This is a genomic window from Streptomyces sp. NPDC096339, assembly GCF_044762985.1.
Classification (GTDB): Bacteria; Actinomycetota; Actinomycetes; order Streptomycetales; family Streptomycetaceae; genus Streptomyces.
Genome location: NZ_JBIWFI010000044.1, coordinates 1 through 25,856 on the forward strand (window position 1 = coordinate 1; position 25,856 = coordinate 25,856).

Consider the following 25,856-nt stretch of genomic DNA (forward strand, 5'->3'; position numbering starts at 1 on the left):
TTTTTTGTGGGGGGGGGGTCGGGGGGGGGATTGTCCCCCCACCCCCCCCCCGGGGTTGTGGGGGGGGGGGGTTGGGGGGGGGCCGGGCCCGGGGGGGGGGGGGGGGGGGCGGGCGGGGCCCCCCCCCCCCCGGCTCCCGGGCCGTGCGATGTGGAGCATCAGCTCTTGCTGGTCAGGGCCTTGAGAGCGATGTTGAGTTCGAGGACGTTGACACGGGGCTCGCCCATGAAGCCCAGCGTGCGGCCCGCGGTGTTCTGCTCGACGAGCCTCTCGACCTGCTTCACGTCGAGCTTGTTCTGCTCGGCGACCCGGTGCACCTGGAGCTTGGCGTACTCGGGCGAGATGTTCGGGTCGAGGCCGGAGCCGGAGGAGGTGACGGCGTCGGCCGGCACGTCCTCCGGCTTGACCGTGTAGCAGGCCGTGGAGTTGTCCGCGATGACGGCTTCCTTGGCGGCGACGACCTGGGCGCAGAGGGTGCCCTCCTCGGCGTCCTTGGTGCACTGGCCGTTGACGGCGCCGTTGTCGGCCGAGCGGTTCGTGGCACCGGACAGGATGAGGGAGTACTGGGTGTTGACGCTGTTGCTGCCCAGGCCGTTGGAGGGGCGCGGCTGGAACCACTTGAGGTCCGGCTTGGCGGCCTCTTCGGCGTCGTCGGGGTTCTGCTTCGGGAGGTTGTAGCTCTGCCCGATGAGGGAGGATCCGGCGACCTGGCCGCTCTTGTCCTTGATCTCGGAGCCGTTGGCCTTGTCGTTGAACAGGGCCTGGGCGATGCCGGTGACGGCGAGGGGGTAGATGACCCCGCAGATGACCGTCAGGACGAGCAGGGCCCGCAGGCCTGCGCCGATCAGGCGCGCCGTGTTGCCTACAGAGTTGTTCATCGCAGATCAGCCGATTCCGGGGATGAGGGAGATGAGCAGGTCGATGATCTTGATGCCGATGAACGGGGCGATGAGACCGCCCACGCCATACAGGCCGAGGTTGCGGCGGAGCATCTTGTCGGCGCTGGTCGGCCGGTACTGCACGCCCTTGAGGGCGAGCGGTACGAGCGCGATGATGATCAGCGCGTTGAAGATGACGGCGGACAGGATCGCGGACTCGGGCGAGGCCAGCCCCATGATGTTGAGCTTGTCCAGGCCCGGGTAGACCACGGCGAACATGGCCGGGATGATCGCGAAGTACTTGGCGACGTCGTTGGCGATGGAGAAGGTCGTGAGGGCTCCTCGGGTGATGAGGAGTTGCTTGCCGATCTCGACGATCTCGATGAGCTTGGTGGGGTTGGAGTCGAGGTCGACCATGTTCCCGGCCTCCTTGGCGGCCGAGGTGCCCGTGTTCATCGCCACGCCGACATCCGCCTGCGCGAGCGCGGGGGCGTCGTTCGTTCCGTCGCCGGTCATCGCGACGAGCTTGCCGCCGGCCTGCTCCCGCTTGATGAGGGCCATCTTGTCCTCGGGCGTGGCTTCCGCGAGGAAGTCGTCGACGCCCGCCTCTTCGGCGATGGCCTTGGCGGTGAGCGGGTTGTCACCGGTGATCATGACGGTCTTGATGCCCATGCGGCGCAGTTCGTCGAACCGCTCGCGCATGCCCTCCTTGACGACGTCCTTGAGGTGGATGACACCGAGGACGCGGGCGCCCTTCTCGTCGTGGACGGCGACCAGCAGCGGGGTGCCGCCGGCCTGCGAGATCGAGTCGGCGAGCGAGCCCGCCTCGTCGGTGACCTCTCCGCCCTGTTCCTTGACCCAGGTGATGACGGATCCGGCGGCGCCCTTGCGGGTCTGCCTTCCGTCCACGTCCACGCCCGACATGCGGGTCTGGGCGGTGAACTCGATCCAGTCGGCGTGGGCGAGTTCGCCCTGGTGGCGTTCGCGCAGCCCGTACTTCTCCTTCGCCAGGACGACGATGGAGCGGCCCTCAGGGGTCTCGTCGGCCAGCGAGGACAGCTGGGCGGCGTCGGCGAGCTCGGCCTCGGTGGTGCCCTTGACGGGCACGAACTCGGAGGCCTGGCGGTTGCCGAGGGTGATGGTGCCCGTCTTGTCGAGCAGGAGCGTCGACACGTCACCGGCGGCCTCGACGGCGCGCCCGGACATGGCCAGGACGTTGCGCTGGACCAGGCGGTCCATGCCCGCGATGCCGATCGCGGAGAGCAGGGCTCCGATGGTGGTCGGGATCAGGCAGACCAGCAGCGCCGTGAGCACGATCATGGACTGCTTGGCGCCCGCGTAGATCGCGAACGGCTGGAGCGTGACCACGGCCAGCAGGAAGACGATCGTGAGGGACGCGAGGAGGATGTTCAGCGCGATCTCGTTGGGCGTCTTCTGCCGCGCCGCGCCCTCCACCAGGGCGATCATGCGGTCGATGAAGGTCTCGCCGGGCTTGGTGGTGATCTTGATGACGATCCGGTCGGAGAGGACCTTGGTGCCGCCGGTGACCGCGCTGCGGTCGCCGCCGGACTCGCGGATGACCGGCGCGGACTCGCCCGTGATGGCGGACTCGTCCACGGACGCGACGCCCTCGACGACGTCGCCGTCGCCGGGGATGACGTCGCCGGCCTCGCAGACCACCAGGTCGCCGATACGCAGCTCGGTGCCGGGTACGGACTCCTCGCCGAGGCCGTCCTTGGTCAGGCGGCGGGCGACGGAGTCGGTCTTGGCCTTGCGCAGGGTGTCGGCCTGCGCTTTGCCGCGGCCCTCGGCCACGGCCTCGGCGAGGTTGGCGAAGATCGTGGTCAGCCACAGCCAGGCGGTGATGGCCCAGCCGAACCAGTCCGTCGGGTCCTTCAGCGCCAGCACGGTCGTGACGACCGAGCCGATCAGGACCACGAACATGACCGGGGACTTGATCATGACGCGGGGGTCGAGCTTGCGGACCGCGTCCGGGAAGGACTTGAGCAGCTGCTTCGGGTCGAACAGGCCGCCGCCGACCCGTCCGGCGCCGCCCGGCTCATGGCCGGTGGGCACGTGCTGGTGCGGAGCCCTGGTGGGTGTGGCGGTGCTCATGATGCGAGCCCTTCGGCGAGCGGTCCCAGCGCGAGGGCCGGGAAGTAGGTCAGTCCGGTGATGATGAGGATCGTGCCGACGAGCAGGCCCGCGTAGAGCGGCTTGTCGGTACGCAGGGTCCCTGCCGTCTCGGGGACGGGCTTCTGCTCGGCGAGCGAGCCGGCCAGCGCGAGCACGAACACCATGGGCATGAACCGGCCCAGCAGCATCGCGATGCCGATGGTGCTGTTGAACCACTGCGTGTCGGCGTTCAGGCCCGCGAAGGCGGAGCCGTTGTTGTTGGCGCCCGAGGTGTAGGCGTACAGGACCTCGGAGAAGCCGTGCGCGCCGGAGTTGAGCATCGAGTGCGGCGGGGTGGGCAGCGCCATCGCTGCGGCGGTGAAGCACAGCACCAGGGCCGGGGTGATCAGGATGTAGCAGGCGGCGAGCTTGATCTCGCGGGTGCCGATCTTCTTGCCCAGGTACTCGGGCGTACGGCCGACCATCAGACCGGCGATGAACACCGCGATGATCGCCATGATCAGCATGCCGTAGAGGCCGGAACCGACACCGCCGGGAGCGATCTCACCGAGCTGCATGCCCAGCAGCTGGATGCCGCCGCCGAAGCCGGTGAAGGAGGAGTGGAAGGAGTTGACCGCACCGGTCGAGGTCAGCGTGGTGGCGACGGAGAAGATCGCGGAGGCGCCGATCCCGAAGCGGGTCTCCTTGCCCTCCATCGCACCGCCCGCGACATCGAAAGCCGGGCCCTTGCCCGCGAACTCCGTCCACATCATCAGCGCGGTGAAACCGAGCCAGATGATCGCCATCGTCGCGAGGATCGCGTAGCCCTGGCGCAGGTTCCCGACCATGCGGCCGAAGGTGCGGGTCAGCGCGAAGGGGATGACGAGGATCAGGAAGATCTCGAAGAGGTTCGTGAACGGGGTCGGGTTCTCGAAGGGGTGGGACGAGTTGGCGTTGAAGTAACCGCCGCCGTTCGTCCCGAGCTCCTTGATGACCTCCTGCGATGCGACCGCGCCGCCGTTCCACTGCTGGCTGCCGCCCATGAACTGGCCGACCTCGTGGATCCCGGCGAAGTTCTGGATCGCGCCGCACGCGACCAGCACGATCGCGCCGATCACGGCGATGGGCAGGAGGATGCGGACGGTGCCGCGGACCAGGTCTGCCCAGAAGTTGCCGAGCTCACCGGTACGCGAGCGGGCGAAGCCCCGCACGAGCGCGACGGCGACGGCCATGCCGACCGCGGCCGAGACGAAGTTCTGCACCGCCAGGCCGCCGGTCTGTACGACGTGGCCCATGGCCTGCTCGCCGTAGTACGACTGCCAGTTCGTGTTCGCCACGAAGGAGGCGGCGGTGTTGAAGGCCTGGTCCGGGTCGATGGCCTGGAAGCCGAGCGAGCCGGGCAGGATGCCCTGGGCGCGCTGGAGGCCGTAGAGGAAGAGGACGCTCACGGCCGAGAAGGCGAGGACGCCGCGCAGGTAGGCGGGCCAGCGCATTTCCGCGGTCGGGTTGGCGCCGATGGCCTTGTAGATCCACTTCTCCGGTTTGTAGTGCTTCTCGGAGGAGTAGACGCGGGCCATGTAGTCGCCCAGGGGGCGGTAGGCCAGCGCGAGTGCGGCGATCAGTGCGAGGAGCTGGAGCACACCAGCGAGAACGGGACTCATCGGTGCTAGAACCTCTCCGGCTTGACGAGGGCGAGGACGAGGTATCCGAGCAGGGCGACGGCCACGATGAGGCCGACGATGTTTTCGGCGTTCACAGCTTGGTCACCCCTCGGGCGATGAGAGCCACCAGCGCGAAGACCGCGATCGTGGTGACGACGAAGGCCAGATCGGCCACCGTGAGCTCCTGGAAGAAGTGGAAGATGGGAATCGGCCAAGACGGCCGAGGTCGACATAACCGTGTCTTCAGCCCGGCGTTAAGACGCCTTGACGGGGTCCATACGGACGCAGCGGAACTCTTAACGGGACCCTGACGCGAGAGGCGGGCGACGGGCGCGTCAGGCCTGGTGGGGGAGGCCTGCGGTGTCCAGGGCGGCACCGGCCTGGGCGGCCGGCGCGACCGCCACCCGGCGGGCCTCCTCGGGGGGCAGGGGACGGCCCGGGACCGGTTCGATGAGGTATCGGCCGTAGTAGTGCCCGCCGCCGAAGACCCTCAGCTCGGTCTCACCCTCCGGCGGCCAGGCCGTGTACTCCGTGATCCGGTCCCCACGGCGGAGCCACAGCCCGCCGTCGTGCTCCATCCGGGGCAGCCGGCCCGTCAGCGAGCCGTACTGGAAGCGGCAGCCGCGCAGTCGCAGCAGGCCCACCGGCCCGGTCGTGGAAGCGGAACCCGGACATGTGATGCCTCCGGTCCGGACAGGGCGATCCCGAGTCAGAACTTCTCGGGCTTGATCAGGGCGGTCACCAGATAGCCGAGCAGGGCGATGGCGATGACGAGCCCGACCACGTTCTCCGCGTTCATCGCCACGTCTCCTCGGGAGTCATCGGGCGTGTGCCGCCCACACTTCGAGCGTGCCCCCGGGCGACGGCGGAGGCACGCACCCCGGTGTGGTCTTGACGCGCCCCATACGGCTTCCCGGCCCCGGCGTCAGGAGCGCGTGAAGAGCGCGCCGCCCGGCGTATGGATCTCGCCAAGAGCACTGGTGGTCCTGCCGTGGCGTCCCGACGCTGGGCTCACTTTGTCCAATGGAGGAACAGCGAACATGTCCATACACATGGGGAAGCCGGCGGCTGCGGAACGGACTCCCGGCACGCAGGAGCCTCCTGATACCGGGGTGGCGACGCCCGCGGCGGAGGCCGGGGAACGGCACAAGCTGACCGCACTGCAGGGGCTCGCCGCGCTGTCACTCGACGCCATGGCGTCCGTGGCGTACGGGCCCGAGTCGATCGTGCTGGTGCTGGCGGCGGCCGGCGCGTACGGAATGGGCTTCACCCTCCCGGTGACGCTCGCCATCGCGGCCCTGCTGGCCGTGCTGGTGGCCTCGTACCGCCAGGTGATCGCCGCGTTCCCGGACGGCGGTGGTTCCTATGCCGTTGCCAGGAACCACCTCGGGCGGCGCACCAGCCTGGTGGCAGCGGCCTCGCTGATCCTCGACTACGTCCTGAACGTCGCCGTCTCCGTCACGGCCGGTGTGGCCGCGCTGACCTCGGCCTTTCCCGGGCTGTACGGGGAGCGGGTGTGGATCTGCCTCGGGGTCCTCGTCCTGGTCACCGCCGTCAATCTGCGGGGTGTGGTCGATTCGGCCAAGGCGTTCCTGGTCCCGACCGCCCTGTTCGTCGGTTCGATCCTGGCGATGATCGTCGTCGGTCTCTTCCGGGACGGGCCCGTCAGCACCGCCTCCGCCGCCGGGCACGCCTCCGTGCTCGGCGAGGGCGCCACGACGGTCGGGGCGCTGCTCCTGCTGAAGGCCTTCGCGGCCGGCTGCTCCGCCCTGACCGGCGTCGAGGCCGTCGCCAATGCCGTGCCGTCCTTCCGGACCCCGGCAGTCCGCCGCGCCCAGCGCACCGAGGTCGCCCTCGGCGCCCTGCTCGGAGTCATGCTGATCGGGCTGTCGGTGCTGATCGGCCGCTTCCACCTCCAGCCCGTCGAGGGCGTGACCGTCCTCGCCCAGCTCGCGGACGCGTCCTTCGGCCACAACGCGGCCTTCTATGTGGTGCAGTTCGCCACCATGGTGCTGTTGGCGCTGGCCGCCAACACCTCCTTCGGCGGTCTGCCGGTCCTGATGAGCCTGCTCGCCCGGGACAACTACCTGCCGCACGTCTTCGCACTGAAGGCGGACCGCCAGGTCCACCGGCACGGTGTGGTCTGGCTGGCGCTCGTGTCCGCCGCCCTTCTGGTGTTCTCCGGCGGGGACACCAACACCCTCGTCCCGCTCTTCGCCATCGGCGTGTTCGTCGGCTTCACCATCTGCCAGGTCGGCATGGTCCGGCACTGGTACGCCGAACGCCCGCGCGGCCGGCAGGCGAAGGCGGCCCTCAATGGCTTCGGCGCATTGCTCACCGGGGTCTCGGCGGTGGTCGTCACCGCCACCAAGTTCACCGAGGGCGCCTGGCTGATCGTGGTCGCCCTGCCCCTGCTCGTGCTCGGCTTCGAGAAGATCCACCGCACCTACGCCGACATCGGCGAGCGTCTCGAACTCGGCCGGATCCCCGTGGCCCCGCACCGCTCCCGCTCCCTGGTCGTGGTGCCCGTTTCGGGACTGTCGCGACTGACCTGCCAGGCGTTGACCGCCGCGCGTTCCCTCGGTGACGAGGTCCTCGCCGTGACGGTCACCCACCCCACCCCCGAGGACCGGCAGGCCACCGAAGCGCTGCGCAGGGACTGGGAGTTGTGGAAGCCCGGCGTCGAACTCATCGAGCTCCCCTCGGAGACCCGGTCCCTCGGACGTCCCGTGTCCGGCTACGTACGCGAGCTTGCGCGGACCCACCCGGACGCCCAGGTCACCGTCCTCATCCCGGAGACGGAACCGGCCCGGTTGTGGCAGCGGCTGCTCCAGAACCAGCGCGGCTCCGTCGTCGCCCACGCCGTCCGCCGGGACACCGACGCGGTGATCTGCCGACTGCGCTTCCGCGTCACGTCGGGCGCCCGCTGACGCACCCTTGACGGGGGTTTGACGTGCCCCGTACGCCGCCGTCAAGACGGTGCCAATTCCCCTGCCGAAATGGGGATCATGCGACCAACGGGCAGTAACTTGCTGCCTGTTGCGCCGCCGGGGGTCTCTCGAACTCACATGACGGCCGAGGGGGTCGATGGAGAGGACCCCCGGCGGCGACACTCCTCACCCACGCATCCGCCTCTCGCCCGCCAGGGCCGTTGAGGGCGTGCCCAGCCGCACTCACCAGAAGGTCGTTTCATGGCTCCCGCCGCAGCCCAGCACGTTCCCCCGGGTCTCGGGACCCCGCCGCGGACCCCGGTCAACCGGCCCTCCCGGAAGCGCCCCGGCCAGGTGAACGTGCTGGAGCCCGAGCTCCTCGCCACTTCCGCCAAGGACGCCGTCGCCAAGCTCCACCCGCGTGAACTGGTCAAGAAGCCGGTGCTGTTCGTCGTGGCCGTCGGCTCCGTCCTCACCACCCTCTCCGCCCTCGTCCACCCGTCCGTCTTCACCTGGGTGATCAGCGTCTGGCTGTGGCTGACGGTCCTGTTCGCCAACCTGGCGGAGGCGGTCGCCGAAGGCCGTGGCCGCGCCCAGGCGGAATCCCTGCGCAAGGCCCGTACGGACACCGTCGCGCTGCGGCTGGAGCACTGGACGTACGGGGCGAACCTGCGGCAGGCCCGGACCGAGGCCGTCACCCCGGCCGAGCTCCAGCCCTTCGACTTCGTCCTCGTGGAAGCCGGCGAACTGGTCCCCGCCGACGGTGACGTGGTCGACGGGGCGGCGATGATCGACGAGTCGGCCGTCACCGGCGAATCGGCGCCGGTGCTGCGGGAATCGGGCGGCGACCGGACGGCGGTCACCGGCGGTACGACCGTCCTGTCCGACTCGATCGTCGTACGCGTCACCTCCCGCCCCGGCAACAGCTTCATCGACCGGATGATCGCCCTGGTCGAAGGCGCCTCCCGGCAGAAGACGCCGAACGAGATCGCGCTGAACATCCTGCTGGCCGCCCTGACCGTCATCTTCATCCTGATCGTCGTCGCCATCCAGCCGATGGCCGCCTACGCGGGCGCCGCCCAGTCCACGACCGTCCTGGTCGCGCTCCTCGTCACCCTCATCCCCACCACGATCGGAGCCCTGCTCTCCGCCATTGGCATCGCGGGCATGGACCGGCTCGTCCAGCGCAACGTCATCGCGATGAGCGGCCGCGCCGTCGAGGCCGCCGGAGACGTGAACACCCTCCTCCTCGACAAGACCGGCACCATCACCCTCGGCAACCGCGAAGCCGCCGCCTTCATCCCGCTCCCCGGCACCGACCACACCAAGCTCGCGGACGCCGCCCAGCTCTCCTCCCTCGCCGACGAGACCCCCGAAGGCCGCTCCGTCGTGGCCCTCGCCCATGGCTACGGACTTCAGCCTGTCGCCGTGGAGGAACTCGCCAACCCCCGCTTCACCGAGTTCAGCGCCCGCACCCGGATGAGCGGCATCAACCTCAGCTGGGACAACGGAGCCGGCTGCGCCATCCGCAAGGGCGCCGTGACACAGGTCTGCGACTGGGTCGCCGCGCGCGGAGGGACGGTACAGGCCGAGGCCGTCGGGTGGTCGGCCTCCGTGTCCGCGTCCGGCGGCACCCCGCTGCTGGTGGCGGTCCATGACTGGGACGGACCGCGCGTTCTCGGGATCATCCACCTCAAGGACGTCGTCAAAGACGGCATCCGGGAGCGCTTCGCGGAGCTGCGCAGCATGGGAATCCGTACGGTCATGGTGACCGGCGACAACGAGCTGACGGCCCGTGCCATCGCCGCCGAGGCGGGCGTGGACGAGTACCTGGCCGAGGCCACCCCCGAGGACAAACTGGCTCTCATCAAGCGGGAGCAGGCCGGCGGCAAGCTCGTCGCGATGACCGGCGACGGAACGAACGACGCCCCCGCGCTCGCGCAGGCCGACGTCGGCGTGGCGATGAACACGGGCACCTCGGCCGCCAAGGAGGCCGGGAACATGGTCGACCTCGACTCCAACCCCACCAAGCTCATCGAGATCGTCGAGATCGGCAAGCAACTCCTCATCACCCGAGGAGCCCTGACCACCTTCTCGATCACCAACGACGTCGCCAAGTACTTCGCGATCATCCCCGCGATGTTCGCGTCCGCCTACCCCGGCCTCGGCGCCCTCAACATCATGGGGCTCAGCAGCCCCACCTCCGCCATCACCTCGGCGATCATCTTCAACGCCCTCATCATCGTGGCCCTGATCCCCCTCGCCCTGCGCGGCGTCCGCTACAAGCCGGCCTCCGCCCACGACCTGCTCCGCCGCAACCTCGGCGTCTACGGCCTCGGCGGCCTGATCCTGCCCTTCGTCGGCATCAAGCTCATCGACCTGGTGGTCTCCACCATCCCGGGACTCGGCTGACGTCTCCCCGGCCACCGGGCGACACGGGCCGCCGGTGCGGCGCCCGTCCGCAGCTCACTGTCGTTGTCCGTCGGCCGGTGCCCTCAGCAGCCGGTCCAGCCCGTTCCCGGCCCCGTCGTACCCGGCGTCGGCGATCCGTTGCAGCTCGCGCAGGTCGCGGGCGGCGCTGCCCGGGCTGGACGCGGCCTCCGGGGTCCCGACCCTCGTCTGGAGCGCGGTCAACGACTCCTCTGCGGCGTGGCAACGCCTCGACACGCTCATCCGCGCGGAACTGGCGGAACTGAAGGCGGGACACCACGTCTGCTGGGCCACCCGTGGCGTCGTCCGCGTTAAGAGCGCGTCAGGATTCGATCAGCTACGGGCAGAACGGGTCAGCGTGCGTACGCTTGCTCAGCCGTCGGTGTCGATGGCCGATTCTTTTCGTACGACAGGAGCCCACCACGATGGCCACCCCTGCCCGCACGTCCCGCCTGCGCGCGTGGCTGCTGGAAGGCTTGACCGCCGAGAACAGTTCGCCCGCGGCCAAGGAGACGGCCGCCCAGCCGCACGGCCGGCCGTGGTGGCGGGTCATGTGCCTGACGGGTCTCGACTACTTCTCCACCCTCGGCTACCAGCCCGGCATCGCCTTCCTCGCGGCCGGCCTGCTCTCGCCGCTGGCGACCATCGTGCTCGTGCTGCTGACCCTCTTCGGCGCGCTGCCCGTCTACCGGCGCGTGGCCGAGGAGAGCCCGCACGGCGAGGGATCCATCGCCATGCTCGAGAAGCTGCTGTCGTTCTGGAAGGGGAAGCTGTTCGTGCTGACCCTGCTCGGGTTCGCGGCCACCGACTTCCTCATCACCATCACCCTCTCCGCCGCCGACGCGACCGCGCACATGGTGGAGAACCCGCACCTGACCAGCACCCTGCACGGCCACGAGGTGCTGATCACCCTGATCCTGATCGCGCTGCTCGGCGGCGTGTTCCTGAAGGGGTTCAGCGAGGCCATCGGCGTCGCCGTGGTCCTGGTGGCCACCTATCTCGGGCTGAACGTCGTCGTCGTGGCGGTCGGACTGTGGAACGTGTTCAGCGAGCCGCAGGTCATCACCGACTGGACGACCGCGCTGACCGCCGAGCACGGCAACGTCTTCATGATGATCGCCATCGCGCTCGTGGTGTTCCCGAAGCTCGCGCTCGGCCTGTCCGGCTTCGAGACCGGCGTGGCGGTCATGCCGCACGTCCAGGGTGACCCCGAGGACACCGAAGAGAAGCCCGTCGGCCGGATCCGCGGCGCCAAGAAGCTGCTGACCACGGCGGCCGTGATCATGAGCGTCTTCCTGATCTGCTCCAGCCTCATCACGACCCTCCTGATCCCGGCCGCGGAGTTCGAGCCGGGCGGCGAGGCCAACGGCCGTGCGCTGGCCTACCTGGCGCACGAGTACCTGGGCTCCGCCTTCGGCACCGTCTACGACATCTCCACGATCCTCATCCTGTGGTTCGCGGGCGCCTCGGCGATGGCCGGGCTGTTGAACCTGATGCCGCGCTACCTGCCCCGTTACGGCATGGCCCCGCGCTGGGCGCGCGCTCTGCGCCCGATGGTCATCGTGTTCACCCTGATCGCGTTCCTGGTGACCTGGATCTTCGACGCCGACGTCGACGCGCAGGGCGGCGCCTACGCCACCGGCGTCCTGGTCCTGATCACCTCGGCGGCCGTGGCCGTGACCATCGCGGCCCGCCGGGCGGGGGAGCGCGGCTGGACGATCGGCTTCGGCGTCATCTCGGCCGTCTTCATCTACACCACGGCCGTGAACGTCGTGGAGCGCCCCGACGGTGTGAAGATCGGTGCCTGCTTCATCGCGGGCATCATGGCGCTGTCCCTGCTGTCGCGCCTCGCCCGCGTCTTCGAGCTGCGCGTCACGCACATCGAGTTCGACGACATGGCGCAGCGGTTCATCCGTGACACCTCCAACCGCACGATCCGCTTCATCGCCAACGAGCCCGATAAGCGGGACCTGGAGGAGTACCGGCAGAAGAAGGCGCAGATCCGCGCGGACAACGACATCCCGTCCGAGGACGACGTCATGTTCGTCGAGGTCACCGTTCTGGACGCGTCCGAGTTCGAATCCGGCATGCGGGTGCGCGGCGAGGTCCTGCACGACCGCTACCGCGTCCTGACCCTGGAGAGCTCCAGCATCCCCAACGCCCTCGCCGCGCTCCTCCTCCACGTCCGGGACGAGACCGGCCAGCGGCCGCACATCTACTTCGAGTGGACCGAGGGCAACCCGATGGCCAACTTCTTCCGCTTCTTCCTCTTCGGGCAGGGCGAGGTCGCCCCGGTCACCCGCGAGGTCATCCGCGAGGCCGAACCCGACCGCTCCCGCCGCCCGCACGTCCACGCCGGCTGACCGCTCTCGAACGGGAAGCGCAAGGAATCCCGCCGGTCCCCGCAGGTCCCGGACGTGGCCTGATGCCGGCCATGAAGCCTCGTCACAGCGAGGCCCCGCTGTCGGCGCGCAGCCGGCAGCGGACGTCGACGACGCCTTCCACGGCGTGCGTGAGGCGCTCGGCCATCGAGATCAGGTTCGGGTCCCTGACCGGGCCGGTCAGGGTGGCGACGCCCTGGTCCACGCTGACCTCGACCGAGCCGTGGGAGAGCGGGAACAGGCGCTCGACGACGCTCTCGCGGATCTCCGCGGTCAGGTCCTCGTCGGTGCGGAGGAAGACCTTCAGGAGGTCGGCACGGCTGACGATGCCCGTGAGGGTGCCGTCGGCGTCGACCACCGGGAGCCGCTTGACGTGCCGGTCGGCCATGAGGCGGGCGGCCCGGGGAAGGGTGGCGTCGGGACGGATCGTGACCGCCGGGGTGGTCATGAGCTGCTCGGCGACGGTGGAGCCGGCCTTGGCGGTGTCGCCGAGGCGGCGCATCTGCTCGATCAGGCCGGGGCGGTGCTCGTGGAACTCCTCCTTGGGCAGGAGGTCGGCCTCGGAGACCACGCCGACGACACGGCCCTCCCCTTCGATGACGGGGAGGGCGGTCACCTTCCACCGCTCCATGGCGGCGGCGATGTCCTTGAAGCCGGTCGACGGGGTGACGGCGATGACCTTGGTGGTCATGACGTCGGCGACGGTGTACGGGGTGGAGGTCATGGTGAGCTCCTCGGGGTGAGGGGCCGGCGTGCCCGGCGGTGGGCGTGGGTGTCGACGACGCCGTGGGCGGCCGGCGGTGGCGTCGCAGGGCGACCGGTACCGGTTGCGGCGCGGCCGGTCCGCGACACCCTGGAAGGGTCCGCAGTCGCAGAGGATCCGGGCAGCTGCCCGAGCCGTGCCGAGGCCGACCGGGACATCGCACCGGCCCTCGCTCCGGAACGGGCGCCGGTCTCCACCGTCGCACCGTCCGGGCTCCCGGGGAGGGGCCCGACCGGTACCAGGCAAGGGGCCGACCGGCCCAAGCGAGCCGACGCGGTACGGGCACAGCCTGGCGGTGGACCCTTTCGCACCGCACACAGAGAGAAGGCCGCGCCATGAAGGCACTCGTCTTCCACGGGCCCGGACAGACCTCCTGGCAGGACGTCCCGGACCCCGCGATCAAGGACGCCGCGGACGCGGTCGTCCGGGTCGACGCCGTCACCATCTGCGGCACCGACCTGCACATCGTCAAGGGCGACGTCCCGGAGGTGACGCCGGGCCGCGTGCTCGGCCACGAGGCCGTCGGCACCGTCGTGGAGACCGGCGGCGACGTGCGCACCGTCCGGCCGGGCGACCGTGTGCTGATCTCCTGCATCTCGGCCTGCGGCCGCTGCCGGTTCTGCCGCGAGGCCCGCTACGGACAGTGCCGGGGAGGCGGCGGCTGGGTCCTCGGACACACCATCGACGGCACCCAGGCCGAGTACGTACGCGTCCCCTTCGCCGACCTCTCCGTCCATCCCCTGCCCACGGCGTTGGCCGCCCACGAGGCGGTCCTGCTCGCGGACATCTTCCCGACCTCGTACGAGGTGGGCGTCCTCAACGGGAACGTCCGTCCCGGCGACACCGTCGTCGTGGTCGGCGCCGGCCCCATCGGCCTGGCCGCCATCGCCACGGCGTCGCTCTACAGCCCGTACCGGACCGTCGCCGTCGACCTGGCCGCCTCCCGGCTCGCCGCCGCCCGTGACCTGGGCGCCGATGCCATCGTCAGCGCCCGGGAGGAGCCGGAGCGGCTGGTGGAGGACCTGACCGACGGCCTCGGCGCGGACGTGGTCATCGAAGCCGTCGGGGTGCCCGAGGCCTTCGAGCTGTGCACCCGGATGGTCCGTCCCGGCGGCCGGGTCGCCAACATCGGCGTCCACGGCAAGCCCGCCACCCTCCACCTCGAAGACCTGTGGATCAAGGACGTCACCCTCACCACCGGCCTCGTCGACACCCACTCGACGCCCATGCTGATGCGCATGATGGCCGCCGGTCGCCTGCCCGGGTCGGCGCTGGTCACCCACCGCTTCGAGCTGGACGAGATGGAAGAGGCGTACGACGTCTTCTCCCGCGCCGCCGACACCGGCGCACTCAAGGTCGTCCTCGGCGGAGCACAGCACGACACGGTCGCCGTACCGCCCCAGGAGCAGTGATCACCGTGAAGAGCAACCCGGGAACCGCGCACCGGCCGTCCGCCGGAGCGGCCGGCCACACCGACCTGGGCCGCCGTCTGGCGGCCCGCCGCGAGGCCCTCGGCCTGACCCGCGAGGAGCTCGGCCGGCGGTGCGGAGCGGACGGCAAGTACATCTCGTACCTGGAGGAGCACGCGGCCTCCCCGTCCATCGGCACCCTCGTCCGGCTCGCCGACGTACTCGGTGTGACGGTCGACGACCTGACCGGCGCGAGCGCCGGCCGGGTCCGCGGCCGGTCCACCGCCCGCCGCGACGCCGCACTGGCGGCGCTCGACGAGGACGAGTGCCGGACGCTGCTGGGTACGCACGGGGTGGGGCGCATCGCGGTCTTCACCCCCGAAGGCCCGGCCGTCCTCCCGGTCAACTACCTGATCGCGGGCGAGGACATCGCGTTCCGCACCGCCGTCGAAGCCGTCGCGGCCAGAGCGGCGGGTACCGAGGTGGCCTTCGAGATCGACAACATCGACGACGTCACCGCCGGCGGCTGGAGTGTCCTGGCCGTGGGCGGACTGGAAGCCGTCACCGCCCCCGACGAGATCCGTCACCTGACGGCCACGGCCCGGTCCCAGCCCTGGGCCGGGGGCCCGCGCACCCACTGGATGAAGATCACCCCCGTCCGGCTCACCGGCCGTCGCGTGGCCCACCGGTCATGAGCCGCGTGGGCGCGGTCGTCTTCGACACCGACGGAGTGCTCCTGGCCACGGCCGACCGGCACGCGGCCGCCTGGAAGGAGACCTTCGACGGCTGCCTCGCCGAGTGGGAGCAGCGGTTCGGAGACCGGCAGCGCCCGTTCGACACCGTCCACGACTACCGGGACCTCGTCGACGGCAGGTCCCGGCTCGACGGCGTACGCGCCTTCCTCACCGCACGCCGCATCGGCCTCCCGCCCGGAACCCCTGGAGATCCACCGGGATGCGACACCGTGCACGCGGTGGCCGCCCGCAAGGAGGCGGTCTTCTCCGGGATGCTGCGGACCGAGGGGGTCCAAGCCTACGACGACGTCAGGCCCGTACTCGCGCGACTGCGCGAGATGAACGTGGGATGCGCGGCGGTCTCCGCCTCGCGGCACGCCCGTGCCCTCCTGCGGTCCGCAGGCCTCACCGGCTTCTTCGGCGCCCTGATCGACGGCCGGGACGCGGACGCGCTCGCCCTCCCGGGCAAACCCGACCCGGCCGTCTTCCTCGAAGCGGCCGACCGGCTCGGCGGCGGCCCCGAACACACCGCCGTGGTGGAGGACGCCCTCGTCGGAGTCGAGGCCGGCCGCATCGGCCGCTTCCACCTGGTCGTCGGACTCGATCGCGGCCGCGACCCGCGCACGGCCGACGCGCTGCGGGCGCACGGCGCCCACCTGGTGCTGCCGGATCTCCTCGGACTCCCCGCCGCGCTCGACGGAGACGGGCGGTGAACACGTCCTGGAGCTGGGAGTACCGGCACTACGACCCCAAGACCGAGCGGCTGGTCGAGTCCCTGTGCACCCTGGGCAACGGCCGCTTCGCCACCCGCGGATCAGCCCCCGAGACCACCGCCGACGCGGTCCACTACCCGGCCACCTACCTGGCCGGCTGCTACGACCGCCTCACCTCCCGCGTCGCGGGACGCACCGTCTCCAACGAAGACCTGGTCCGGCTGCCGGACTGGACCGCCCTGCGCTACCGCTGCCTGCCCGACGGCGCCCCGCCCGGCGCGTGGCTCACCCCGGACCACCCGACCCTGCGCCACCACCGGGTCTCGCTCGACCTGCACGGCGGGACGCTCACCCGCCGCATGTTCTTCGTCGACGCCGAAGGCCGCCGCCTGGGCGTCACCCACACCCGCCTCGTCCACATGGGAGACCCGCACCTGGCCGCACAGCGCACCGTCTTCCGCGCGTCCGGCTGGAGCGGCCGGATCGAGGTCCGGTCCGTCCTCGACGGCGAGGTCGTCAACGCCGGCGTGGACCGCTACGCCGCCCTGGCCGGGCGCCACCTCGTCGGGCACCGGGCGGGGGCCGGGGCGGACGGCACCGCTTGGCTGTCCTGCCGTACATCCACCTCGGCCGTGCGCATCGGGCTCGCCGTACGCACCTCCACGCGGCCCCTGGCGGCCGTCGACCGGGCCTGCACGGCCACCGCGGCGACGCAGACCTCCGTGCTGCCGATCAGGCGGGGGCGGCCGGTCGTCGTCGTGAAGACCGCCGCCCTGTTCACCTCGCTCGACCGACCCCACGCCGATCCCCTGCGAAGCAGCATCGGACGGGCGGAGCACGCCCCGGACTTCCCCGCCCTGCTGGCAACGCACGAGGCGGCCTGGCAGCGGATCCGGAGCGAAGGCGGGCTGCGGACACCGGGGGAGACCGGCAGGATCCTGCGCCTGCACGCATTCCACGTGCTGCAGACCGTCTCCCCGCACACCGCGGAACTCGACACCGGCGTTCCCGCCCGCGGCCTGCACGGGGAGGCGTACCGGGGGCACGTCTTCTGGGACGAGCTGTTCGTCCTGCCCTACCTCGCCCTGCACTTCCCGGAAACCGCCCGCGCCCTGCTGATGTACCGGCACCGGCGGCTGCCCGCGGCCCGGGAAGCGGCGCGCCGGGCCGGGGCCAGGGGCGCGATGTTCCCCTGGCAGAGCGGCAGTTCCGGCGCGGAGGAGACGCAGAGCCTGCATCTCAACCCGAGCTCCGGTCGATGGCTGCCCGACCACTCCCGCCTCCAGCACCACGTGGGCTCGGCCATCGCCTGGAACGCCTGGCAGTACGGCCTCGCCACCGGGGACACCGGCTTCATGTACGGCCCGGGCGCCGAACTCCTCCTGGACGTCGCCCACTTCTGGTCGGGCGCCGCCACCTGGGACCCCGGGCTCGGCCGCTACCGCATCCGCGGCGTCGTCGGCCCGGACGAGTACCACGACGCCTACCCGGACGCCGCCACCCCCGGTATCGACGACAACGCGTACACCAACGTCACGGCGGCCTGGGTGCTCGCCCGCGCCCTCGACCTCCACCGGGAGCTCCCGGCGGCCCGGAAGGCGGAGCTCTTCGTGCGGCTGGGCCTCGGAGCGGACGACCTCACGGGCTGGGAGGAGATCTCGCACCGCATGTACGTCCCCTTCCACCAGGGCGTGATCAGCCAGTTCCACGGCTACGGAGACCTCGCCGAGCTCGACTGGGACACGTACCGTGCCCGCTACCACGACATCCGCCGGCTGGACCGCATCCTGGAAGCCGAAGGCGACACGCCCAACCGCTACCAGGCCTCCAAACAGGCCGACGCCCTCATGCTCGGCTTCGTCTTCCGCCCCGCGGAACTCGCCCGGCTGTTCAGCCGGCTGGGATACGACTTCGACGACGAGCTGTGGGCGAGGACGGTGGAGTACTACCTGCGCCGGACGTGTCACGGCTCCACGCTCAGCAGCCTCGTCCACGGCTGGGTGCTCGCCCGGCAGCAGGGTCCGGACGCCTGGCGGTACTGCCGGGAAGCCCTGCTCGGCGACATCACCGACGTCCAGGGCGGCACCACGGGCGAGGGGATCCACCTCGGCGCGATGGCGGGCACCCTCGACCTCGTCGAACGCGGAATCGTCGGACTCGACCCCGCTGCCGACGGTCTGCGCGTCGACCCGGTGCCGTTCTCCGGGATACCGGGTTCGAGCTTCTCCGTCTCCTACCTCGGCCACCGGGACATCCGCATCCGGTTCCGGCCGGGCCGACTGGGCATCCGCGTACCGCCCTCGCTCCTCGGCCCGGTGCCCCTGGTCCTGCCCGGCAACCGACACGAGTGGATCGCCCCGGGTCAGGAGCGGTGGTTCCACCTGCCCACGGGGTGAAGCGACCGCCCGCCGCGTGGCGATGCGTCCGCGCCTCGCCCACGCTGGAGAGAGAGCGCCGGAAGGGGTGAAGGACATATGGGCACGCAGCAAGAGGCTCCGCGCATCGTGGTGGGCGTCGACGGATCGCCGTCCTCCCAGGCCGCGCTGCGCTGGGCGGTGCGGTACGCCGGCCTCGTCGGCGGGAAGGTGGAGGCGGTCACGGCCTGGGAGGTTCCGGGCAGCTCGTCGTGGTCGGCACCCGCGGTGGACGCCACGTTCGACGAGGAGGACGCCGAGCGGCGCCTGGTCGAGGAGGTGCGTACGGTCCTCGGCGAGGACGGCGCCTCTTCCGTGCACCAGCGCCTGGTGCACGGGCATCCGGTCGACGTGCTGGTGGACGCGGCCGAGGGGGCGGACATGCTGGTGGTGGGCAGCCGCGGCCGTGGCGGCTTCAGCCGGGCCCTGCTCGGTTCCGTGAGCCAGCAGGCGGCCCTGCACGCCCCGTGCCCGGTGACCATCGTGCGCCCGGACGTCCCCGGCGGATGAAACCCGCTGCCCGGCCGTCTCCTGCGTGGGTACGGGGACGGTGAACTCCTACGTGGGTACGGGGACGGAGAAGTCGGCCTCCACGTCCACGACCCCGGGCACGCCGCGGGCGGCACGTACGACGACATCCCGCACATCGGCGTCCGGCAGCGTCCCGCGGAGGTGGACGATGCCGTCGGCGACGTGGACGTGCACTTCCGCCAAGCGGTGCGGGAGGAGCTGGTACATGATCAGCTCACGGACCTCGGCCCCGATGTCGGCGTCCGGCCGGAGGTAGACCCGCAGCAGGTCGCCGCGGCTGACGACACCGACGAGGCGGCCCTCGCCGTCGACCACGGGGAGACGCTTGAGGTGGCCGCGGGCCATCAGGCGCGCCGCGCCCGCGATCGTGGTGTCCCGCCGCACGGTCACGGCCGGGCGGGTCATCAAGCGCTCCGCGACGGTGTCGTGCGACGCGCCGGCCTCGTCCTGTGTCCTGAGCAGCAGGTCGGCCTCGGAGACGACACCGACCACCCGTCCGTCCCCGGACAGCACGGGCACGACGCTCACGTGCCACATCCGCAGCGTCTCGGCGATGTCCTTGAACGCGGTTCCACGATCGACGGAGACCACGGTGCGGGTCATGACGTCGTCGACGGTGCGCAGATGCTTCATGGTCCTTCCTCCAGAGGGAGCGCGGTCACGGCATCGCGTGGCGGAGGTGGCCGGCACCAGCGGTCGACGTGTCGTCCGTGCGGGCCGTGATGTGGGAGGCCACGGCCACGACGCCGTCGAGCCGTTCGACGAGACCGAGGACCACGGGCAGCCGACTCACGCGCGGCACGGTGCCGCCGAGAGTGACGACGCCGTCCACGACGTGCACCTCGATGTCGTCGGCCGGTGCGCCCGCCACGTCCCTGAGGACGTCCTGGACGCGCCGGCGTATCTCGGAATCCGGGCGCAGGAACATGCGGAGCAGGTCCCGGCGGGTGACGATGCCGACGAGCCGGTCCTCCTCGTCCACGACGGGCAGCCGTTCGATGCCCCGGCGCGTCATCAGCCGGGCGGCGCCGACGGCCGTCTCGCCGGCGAGGACGGTCACCGCGGGGGCCGACATGATCCCGCCCGCGGTGGTGGCCCGCCCCCGCGTCCCGTCGTACGGAGGCTCGTGCGGACCGGGTGCGGCATGCGCCAGCACGTCGGTCTGCGAGACCACGCCCACCACACGGTCCTCCTCGTCCAGGACGGGGACACCGCTGATGTCGTACTGGGCCAGCAGTTTGGCGACGTCCTTGAAGGCGGTCCCAGGGGCCACGGAGACGACCTCGTCGCTCATCAGGTCCGCAACCTTGAGGCTTTTCATGAGGCCCTCCTGCTCACTGCCGTGCGTCTGTGCCACCCACCATCCGACGGAGCGGGCCACGGGATCGAGGGCCGAACGGTCCCGTCCGGGGGCCGGAAGGACCCCTGGGCCGTCCCTTCCGGGCGCCGCCGGGCCGGGCCCGGCGATGGGGACCTTCGGCCCCCGAAAGGTCCCGGGCGGCCCTCTTCCGCGGCCGGCGCCGGTGACAGCGTGAGGGGTGCCACCCATCGGCTTCTCGGTCGGGAGACATCGTGGAAACCACCCTCCGTACCCCGGACAACAGCTCGGTCGTCGTCGGCGTCGACGGCTCCGAGCCGGCACGCGCCGCCGCTCTGTGGGCCGCGGCCGAGGCCGTACGCCGTGACCGCCCCCTGCACATCGTCTACGGCGGCGACACGGACGGCAGGGCCCTGTACGTGTCCGCGCAAACCATCGAACGGATCCGCGTCGCGGGCCGGGAGCTCCTGGACGACACGGCGAAGGCCGTGACCGCCGAGTACCCCGGTCTGAGCGTGACCACCGAGTTCAGCCGCACCGACGCCGTCACCACGCTGCACCGGACCGGTGGCGCGCACGGCACCGTCGTCGTGGGCAGCCGCGGCCTGGGCGGCTTCGGCTCGCTCGTGCTCGGCTCCGTCGGCCTGGGCATCGCGGCCGTCGCCAGGAGCCCCGTCATCGTGGTCCGCGGCACCGACGGTGCCGAGGAGCGCGGCATCGTGATCGCGGCCGTCCGCGACGAACACGACCTCGTCTGCGCCCGCTACGCCGCCCGGGAGGCCGAGCTGCGCAAGGCGTCCCTGCGCCTGCTGCACGTGTGGAACGTGCTGGAGTCCGTGGGCAGCGTGGTGACCATGCTGGACGGCGTGGACGAGATCGCGGGGGGACACGAGGAAGCCCTGTGGGCCCTCACCGGCGTCATCCACGACGAGTTCCCCGACCTGGCCGTCCAGAGCGACGCGGAGAAGAGCGCCTCGGTGGCCGGAGCCCTGGTCGCGGCGTCCCACCAGGCCGACCTGCTGGTCATGGGCGGCCGCCGGGCCCCCACCCCGCTCGGACTCGGCCGCAACCTCGGCCGGGTCACCCACGGCGTCCTGCACCACGCCCGGTGTCCGGTGCTCCTCATCCCCCGGTCCGGCAACGGGTCCGGCGGCCGGTCCGGCGGTCGGTCATGACCGCCGAGTGGGAGGGGGCACACGACCTCGTGCTGGGGATCGACCCGGCCAGGGACTGGCACCTGGCGGCGGCCTGGGCCGCCGACGAGGCCCACCGCCGCCGACTGCCGCTGCGCCTGGTGCTGGCGGTGCCGCCACCCCACGACACCCACCACGCCCACGACACGCACCACGCCGACGACGCCCACCACGCCGACGACACCCCGCGGCAGACCGCCCTGCGGCGAGCGGGCGCCGACACGCTGGACGAGGCCCGGGGCTGGGTCCTCGACCGGAACCCGGAAGTGAAGGTCACCACCGAGCTGCTCGCCGGTTCCCCCGCCCACGTCCTCGTGGCGCAGGCGCGCCACGCCCGCCTGGTCGTCCTGGGCTCCCGACACCTGGGCCGCGTGGCCGAGTTCTTCAGCGCGGGCTCGACGGTGATCCCCGTGACGGCCCAGGCCCCTTGCCCGGTCGTCGTGGTGGGCGACGCGGAACACGTCACCCAGCAACCGCCCTACGTCGTCGCCGGCTTCGACGGCAGCGCCTTTGCCACGGACGCCCTGACCTTCGCGTTCGACGAGGCCGACCGGCGGGGCGCGGCACTCAGGGTCGTCTGCGTCCGCCGGCAGCAGATGCTCATGCCGGACGACGAGAGAGCCGCGGTCCAGGAGCAGCGGACCCTGCTGGTCGAGGCCACCGCCGGGCCGGCGCAGGAGTTCCCGGACGTGCGCGTCACCCACGAGGTCCTCTCCGGCCACCCGGTCGAGGAACTGGCCCGGGCCGCCGAGCACGCCCTCGCCGTCGTCGTGGGGCGCCGCGGGCACGGCGGCTACACGGGCATGCGGCTCGGCTCCGTCGCGCACGGGCTGCTGCACCGTGCCCACTGCCCGGTCATCACCGTTCCCACCGGATGAGGGCTGGCCGACGCGAAACCCGCCCCGGCCGGGGCTAGCCTGGACGAGGTGGTCCTCTCACCGCCGCCACCGGCCGAGGAGGGACATGAGCGCGGACGGCAGGCCCCCCGGAGGCGGCGTGCCACGGCTGCGGCTGGACGAGCTGCTCGACGAGCTCCAGGTACGGATCGACGAGGTGAGGGGCGCCCGGGACCGGCTGAACGGCCTCCTGGAAGCCGTCATGTCGGTCGGCCGGGAACTGGACCTGCCCCAGGTACTGCGCGGCATCGTCGAGGCCGCCGTCGTCCTCGTGGACGCCGAGTACGGCGCGCTGGGCGTGATCGGCGACGGTAAGAGGCTCGCCGAGTTCGTCCCCGTCGGCATCGGCGACGAGCTCCGCGCACGGATCGGCGACCTGCCCTCGGGCCACGGGATCCTGGGCGAGCTGATCCGCCATCCGCAACCCCTGCGCCTGTCCGAGCTGTCCGAACACCCCGCCTCGTACGGCTTCCCGCCCCACCACCCGCCGATGCACTCCTTCCTCGGCGTCCCCGTCCGGGTCCGCGAGGAGGTCTTCGGCAACCTCTACCTGACCGAGAAGCGCGGCGGGGCGGAGTTCGACGCCGAGGACGAGGCGGTCCTGTCCACCCTCGCCGTCGCGGCCGGCATCGCCATCGAGAACGCCCGCCTCTACGAGGAGGCCCGACTGCGGCAGCGCTGGCTGACGGCGGGCTCCGACGTCACCAGCGCCCTGCTCTCCGGCACCCGGCGCGACGAGGTACTCGAAGGCATGCTGGAGCGCGCCAAGGACATCACCGGTGCCGACATCGGGGTCTTCTACCTCCTCGGTCCCGCGGGCGAGCTGCGCGGTTCACTGGCCCTCGGGGAGGGCGCCGGGGCACACCGGGGGATGGTCCTGCCCGGCACCCGGGGCACGCTGGCCGAAGCCGCCCTCGCCCGGGACGGCCTGATCACCGTCACGGACATCGAGAACGACCGGCACGTCACCGTGCAGCCCGAACGGTGGAGGGGCTTCGGCCCCGCGGTCGCCGTCACCGTCGGTACGAAGGACAAGCTCAGCGGCGTGCTGATCCTCGCCCGCTGCCGGGGGCGACCGGCGTTCGCCACCGCTGAGGTCGCGGCACTACCCGGTTTCGCCGGCCAGGCGACCCTGGCCCTGGAGCTGGCGGACCGGCGCCGCGACGCCGAGCAGACGAGCATGCTGGAGGACCACGACCGCATCGCCCGTGACCTGCACGACCTGGCCATCCAGCGGCTCTTCGCGGCGGGCATGACCCTCCAGAGCGCCCAGCGGTTCGTCGAGCACCCCGAGGCATCCGAGCGGCTCGCCCGCGCGATCGACGACCTCGACGCCACCATCAAGATCATCCGGTCGACCATCTTCGGGCTCCGCGAGCACGAGCCCCCGGCCACGGGCTCGAAGCTCCGCTCCCGGGCCGTCCGGACCCTCGACGAGGCCGCCGCCGCACTCGGCTTCGCCCCCGCGCTGCGCATGGAAGGCCTCATCGACACCGATGTACCGCCCGCCGTGGCCGACGAGGCCCTGGCGGTCATCGGTGAAGCCCTGAGCAACGTCGCCCGCCACGCCCGCGCCACCCGCGCGGAGGTGTCGATCGCCGCGAGCGGCGGAGTCCTGACCGTGGCGGTGACGGACGACGGCGTCGGCATGCCCGAGGGCGGCCGGCGCAGCGGGCTGCGCAACCTCGCCGAGCGCGCCGAGAGGCTCGGCGGCCGGATGACGGCCGCCCCGCGGGGCGGCGACACGGGAGGCACCCGCCTGGAATGGCGGGTGCCGCTGACTCCCGCGCGGAACTGACGCGTGCCGCCCCCGACGGACCGGGCTCCCCGCGCACCGCACCATCAGGTTCCGTGAGGAGCGCGCGGGCCGGTTCCGTCGGCGCGTACGGCGGCCTGGCCGCCGTGGTCGTGATCGTGGACCTGCGCGGCGATCACTGCCGCCTGGACCCGTCGTTCGACGCCGAGCTTGCCCAGGAGCCGCGAGATGTGGTTCTTGACGGTCTTCTCCGACAGGTAGAGCCGCTTGGCGATCTGCCGGTTGGTGAGGCCCTCGCCGATGAGTTCCAAAACGGCCCGTTCCCGCTCCGTCAGAGCCGCCAGGCGGGCGTCCTCCGGTTCCTTCGCCGCTTCCGGGTCGCGCAGGGAGTGCATCAGGCGGGCGGTCGTGGCCGGGTCCAGCATGGACTGTCCCGTGGCGACGGTGCGCACGGCGGAGACGAGGTCGGAGCCCTTGATCTGCTTCAGAACGTATCCGGCGGCGCCCGCCATGATCGCGTCCAGCAGGGCGTCCTCGTCGTCGAACGACGTCAGCATCAGGCAGGCCAGGTCCGGCATGTGGGAGCGCAGCTCCCGGCAGACGCCGATACCGTCGCCGTCGGGCAGTCGCACGTCGAGTACGGCGACGTCCGGGCGCAGCGCCGGCCCGCGGGCCAGAGCCTGCTCGGCCGTGCCCGCCTCGCCCACGACCGTGATGTCCGGCTCGGCGTCGAGGAGGTCCCGCAGTCCGCGCCGGACCACCTCGTGGTCGTCGAGGAGGAACACCTTGATCTGAGCCTCGGCGGAGGCGTTCGGATCGTAGGACATGGTCACCCCGGTTCGGTCCGCGCCGTGCGCTCCCATCCGAATTGTCTCAAGGGTCAGGCGGCGGCGCCGAGCGTGCCTGCCACCTCCATCCGGACGTCCACGACGCCCTCGACCGCGCGGATCGCCCGCGCGAGCAGGGGGACGAGCGCGCGGTCCCGTACCGGGCCGCGCAGGGTCACGACACCCTCCTGGACCTCGAAATCCCAGGTCACGCCGGGTGTCAGCTCGGTGAGTACCGCCCGGCGGATCTCCTCTTCGAGCTCCTCGTCCGGTCGCAGGAAAACCTTCAGGAGATCACTGCGGCTGACCACGCCCTCGAGCATGCCGACCCCGTTGACCACGGGCAGGCGCTTGACGTGCTTGCGCGCCATGATCCGGGCCGCCTCGGCGAGGGGCGCGTCCGGATGGACGGTGACGGCGGGGGCCGACATGAGTTCCTCGGCCAGTACCCCGCCGGCCTTGGACGCCTCCTCCAACTGGTCGGGGAACACGGGCTCGGTACGCCGGAACTCCTCCTTCGGCAGGAGGTCGGCCTCCGAGACGACGCCGACGACACGGCCCTCGCCCTCCAGCACGGGCACCGCGCTGACCTTCCACTGGTGCATCAGCTCGACGATCTCCTTGTAGGACGCCTCGCGGCCGATCGCGATGGCGGTGTGCGTCATGACGTCACTGACGGTGTAGCGGGATGCGGGCATGACCGGCTCCTTCGGCGTGCGGTGACGAGAGGACGGCCACCGGCTTCGAGTCCGGCTCCAGTCTTCGCCGCCCGGTACACCCGGGCATGGGCCCTGTGGTCCCCCGCCGGGGCCCGACCGGCCCATGTCCGGCGGTGCCCGGCCGGGGATCCTGGCAGCAGACGGCCGGAGAACCACGGTCGTCCCGTCCCGAGATCCGGCAGGTATGC

Annotated in this window: 23 protein-coding genes; 11 read left to right on the plus strand and 12 right to left on the minus strand. The window is 71.5% G+C overall.

Annotated features, from left to right (window positions below; all coding sequences use genetic code 11):
* Nucleotides 1–158 precede the first annotated feature (158 nt).
* The 6 genes from ACIQ5Y_RS35235 to kdpF (ACIQ5Y_RS35260) form a co-directional block, all read right to left on the minus strand.
* Nucleotides 159–878: a potassium-transporting ATPase subunit C gene (locus ACIQ5Y_RS35235; protein ID WP_403890058.1), complete on the minus strand. Its 720-nt coding sequence runs from the start codon at nt 876–878 to the stop codon at nt 159–161.
* A gap of 6 nt (nt 879–884) precedes the next feature.
* Nucleotides 885–2,993 carry a potassium-transporting ATPase subunit KdpB gene (gene kdpB, locus ACIQ5Y_RS35240; RefSeq protein WP_403890060.1) on the minus strand — a complete coding sequence of 703 codons (2,109 nt, stop codon included), beginning with the start codon at nt 2,991–2,993 and terminating at the stop codon, nt 885–887.
* Nucleotides 2,990–4,654 (minus strand): potassium-transporting ATPase subunit KdpA, encoded by a 1,665-nt coding sequence (gene kdpA, locus ACIQ5Y_RS35245; RefSeq protein ID WP_403890062.1) that lies wholly within the window; start codon nt 4,652–4,654, stop codon nt 2,990–2,992. Before kdpA ends, kdpB (ACIQ5Y_RS35240) begins: the two co-directional genes overlap by 4 nt.
* Before the next feature lie 5 nt (nt 4,655–4,659).
* Entirely contained in the window at nt 4,660–4,749 is a 90-nt protein-coding gene (gene kdpF, locus ACIQ5Y_RS35250) for a K(+)-transporting ATPase subunit F (RefSeq protein ID WP_063785316.1), read from the minus strand.
* A 240-nt stretch (nt 4,750–4,989) separates the two neighbouring features.
* Nucleotides 4,990–5,298, minus strand: a complete 309-nt coding sequence (locus ACIQ5Y_RS35255; protein ID WP_403890064.1) for a hypothetical protein — start codon at nt 5,296–5,298, stop codon at nt 4,990–4,992.
* A 65-nt stretch (nt 5,299–5,363) separates the two neighbouring features.
* Nucleotides 5,364–5,453 (minus strand): K(+)-transporting ATPase subunit F, encoded by a 90-nt coding sequence (gene kdpF, locus ACIQ5Y_RS35260; RefSeq protein ID WP_403890067.1) that lies wholly within the window; start codon nt 5,451–5,453, stop codon nt 5,364–5,366.
* Between the two features lie 241 nt (nt 5,454–5,694).
* Here kdpF (ACIQ5Y_RS35260) and ACIQ5Y_RS35265 point away from each other — a divergent pair, with 241 nt between their 5' ends.
* Nucleotides 5,695–7,584 (plus strand): APC family permease, encoded by a 1,890-nt coding sequence (locus ACIQ5Y_RS35265; protein ID WP_403890070.1) that lies wholly within the window; start codon nt 5,695–5,697, stop codon nt 7,582–7,584.
* A gap of 261 nt (nt 7,585–7,845) precedes the next feature.
* On the plus strand, nt 7,846–9,996 hold the full coding sequence (kdpB, locus tag ACIQ5Y_RS35270; protein WP_403890073.1) for a potassium-transporting ATPase subunit KdpB: 2,151 nt from the start codon (nt 7,846–7,848) through the stop codon (nt 9,994–9,996).
* A 54-nt stretch (nt 9,997–10,050) separates the two neighbouring features.
* On the opposite strand, the gene ACIQ5Y_RS35275 is transcribed toward kdpB (ACIQ5Y_RS35270), so the two are convergent.
* Nucleotides 10,051–10,218 carry a hypothetical protein gene (locus tag ACIQ5Y_RS35275; protein WP_403890076.1) on the minus strand — a complete coding sequence of 56 codons (168 nt, stop codon included), beginning with the start codon at nt 10,216–10,218 and terminating at the stop codon, nt 10,051–10,053.
* 221 nt (nt 10,219–10,439) lie between these two features.
* On the opposite strand from ACIQ5Y_RS35275, the gene ACIQ5Y_RS35280 reads away from it, so the two are divergent.
* Nucleotides 10,440–12,377: an amino acid transporter gene (locus tag ACIQ5Y_RS35280; protein WP_403890079.1), complete on the plus strand. Its 1,938-nt coding sequence runs from the start codon at nt 10,440–10,442 to the stop codon at nt 12,375–12,377.
* An 82-nt stretch (nt 12,378–12,459) separates the two neighbouring features.
* Here ACIQ5Y_RS35280 and ACIQ5Y_RS35285 read toward each other — a convergent pair whose 3' ends face one another.
* A complete protein-coding gene (locus tag ACIQ5Y_RS35285; RefSeq protein ID WP_403890082.1) occupies nt 12,460–13,119 on the minus strand; it encodes a CBS domain-containing protein in 660 nt (219 codons plus the stop codon).
* Nucleotides 13,120–13,493: 374 nt separating this feature from the next.
* Here ACIQ5Y_RS35285 and ACIQ5Y_RS35290 point away from each other — a divergent pair, with 374 nt between their 5' ends.
* From ACIQ5Y_RS35290 to ACIQ5Y_RS35310, 5 genes are all read left to right on the plus strand, one after another.
* On the plus strand, nt 13,494–14,570 hold the full coding sequence (locus ACIQ5Y_RS35290) for an alcohol dehydrogenase catalytic domain-containing protein (RefSeq protein WP_403890085.1): 1,077 nt from the start codon (nt 13,494–13,496) through the stop codon (nt 14,568–14,570).
* A 5-nt stretch (nt 14,571–14,575) separates the two neighbouring features.
* Nucleotides 14,576–15,262, plus strand: a complete 687-nt coding sequence (locus ACIQ5Y_RS35295) for a helix-turn-helix domain-containing protein (protein WP_403890088.1) — start codon at nt 14,576–14,578, stop codon at nt 15,260–15,262.
* A complete protein-coding gene (locus ACIQ5Y_RS35300) occupies nt 15,259–16,014 on the plus strand; it encodes an HAD family hydrolase (RefSeq protein ID WP_403890091.1) in 756 nt (251 codons plus the stop codon). Before ACIQ5Y_RS35295 ends, ACIQ5Y_RS35300 begins: the two co-directional genes overlap by 4 nt.
* Nucleotides 16,011–18,410 carry a glycoside hydrolase family 65 protein gene (locus tag ACIQ5Y_RS35305; RefSeq protein ID WP_403890094.1) on the plus strand — a complete coding sequence of 800 codons (2,400 nt, stop codon included), beginning with the start codon at nt 16,011–16,013 and terminating at the stop codon, nt 18,408–18,410. The genes ACIQ5Y_RS35300 and ACIQ5Y_RS35305 overlap by 4 nt, the downstream gene beginning before the upstream one ends.
* Before the next feature lie 78 nt (nt 18,411–18,488).
* A complete protein-coding gene (locus ACIQ5Y_RS35310) occupies nt 18,489–18,938 on the plus strand; it encodes a universal stress protein (RefSeq protein WP_403890097.1) in 450 nt (149 codons plus the stop codon).
* 48 nt (nt 18,939–18,986) lie between these two features.
* Here the strand turns inward: ACIQ5Y_RS35310 and ACIQ5Y_RS35315 are convergent, their stop codons facing one another.
* Both ACIQ5Y_RS35315 and ACIQ5Y_RS35320 read right to left on the minus strand, forming a co-directional pair.
* Nucleotides 18,987–19,592, minus strand: coding sequence for a CBS domain-containing protein (locus ACIQ5Y_RS35315; protein WP_403890100.1), 606 nt, complete (start codon nt 19,590–19,592; stop codon nt 18,987–18,989).
* A 25-nt stretch (nt 19,593–19,617) separates the two neighbouring features.
* Nucleotides 19,618–20,280 carry a CBS domain-containing protein gene (locus ACIQ5Y_RS35320; protein ID WP_403890103.1) on the minus strand — a complete coding sequence of 221 codons (663 nt, stop codon included), beginning with the start codon at nt 20,278–20,280 and terminating at the stop codon, nt 19,618–19,620.
* 251 nt (nt 20,281–20,531) lie between these two features.
* Here ACIQ5Y_RS35320 and ACIQ5Y_RS35325 point away from each other — a divergent pair, with 251 nt between their 5' ends.
* From ACIQ5Y_RS35325 to ACIQ5Y_RS35335, 3 genes are all read left to right on the plus strand, one after another.
* On the plus strand, nt 20,532–21,452 hold the full coding sequence (locus tag ACIQ5Y_RS35325) for a universal stress protein (protein WP_403890106.1): 921 nt from the start codon (nt 20,532–20,534) through the stop codon (nt 21,450–21,452).
* Nucleotides 21,449–22,348, plus strand: coding sequence for a universal stress protein (locus tag ACIQ5Y_RS35330; RefSeq protein ID WP_403890109.1), 900 nt, complete (start codon nt 21,449–21,451; stop codon nt 22,346–22,348). Before ACIQ5Y_RS35325 ends, ACIQ5Y_RS35330 begins: the two co-directional genes overlap by 4 nt.
* Nucleotides 22,349–22,433: 85 nt before the next feature.
* Nucleotides 22,434–24,164, plus strand: a complete 1,731-nt coding sequence (locus ACIQ5Y_RS35335; protein WP_403890112.1) for a GAF domain-containing protein — start codon at nt 22,434–22,436, stop codon at nt 24,162–24,164.
* 44 nt (nt 24,165–24,208) lie between these two features.
* Here ACIQ5Y_RS35335 and ACIQ5Y_RS35340 read toward each other — a convergent pair whose 3' ends face one another.
* Together ACIQ5Y_RS35340 and ACIQ5Y_RS35345 are read right to left on the minus strand one after the other, a co-directional pair.
* A complete protein-coding gene (locus ACIQ5Y_RS35340) occupies nt 24,209–24,949 on the minus strand; it encodes a response regulator (RefSeq protein ID WP_403890115.1) in 741 nt (246 codons plus the stop codon).
* Between the two features lie 53 nt (nt 24,950–25,002).
* On the minus strand, nt 25,003–25,647 hold the full coding sequence (locus tag ACIQ5Y_RS35345; protein WP_403890118.1) for a CBS domain-containing protein: 645 nt from the start codon (nt 25,645–25,647) through the stop codon (nt 25,003–25,005).
* Nucleotides 25,648–25,856: the final 209 nt, after the last annotated feature.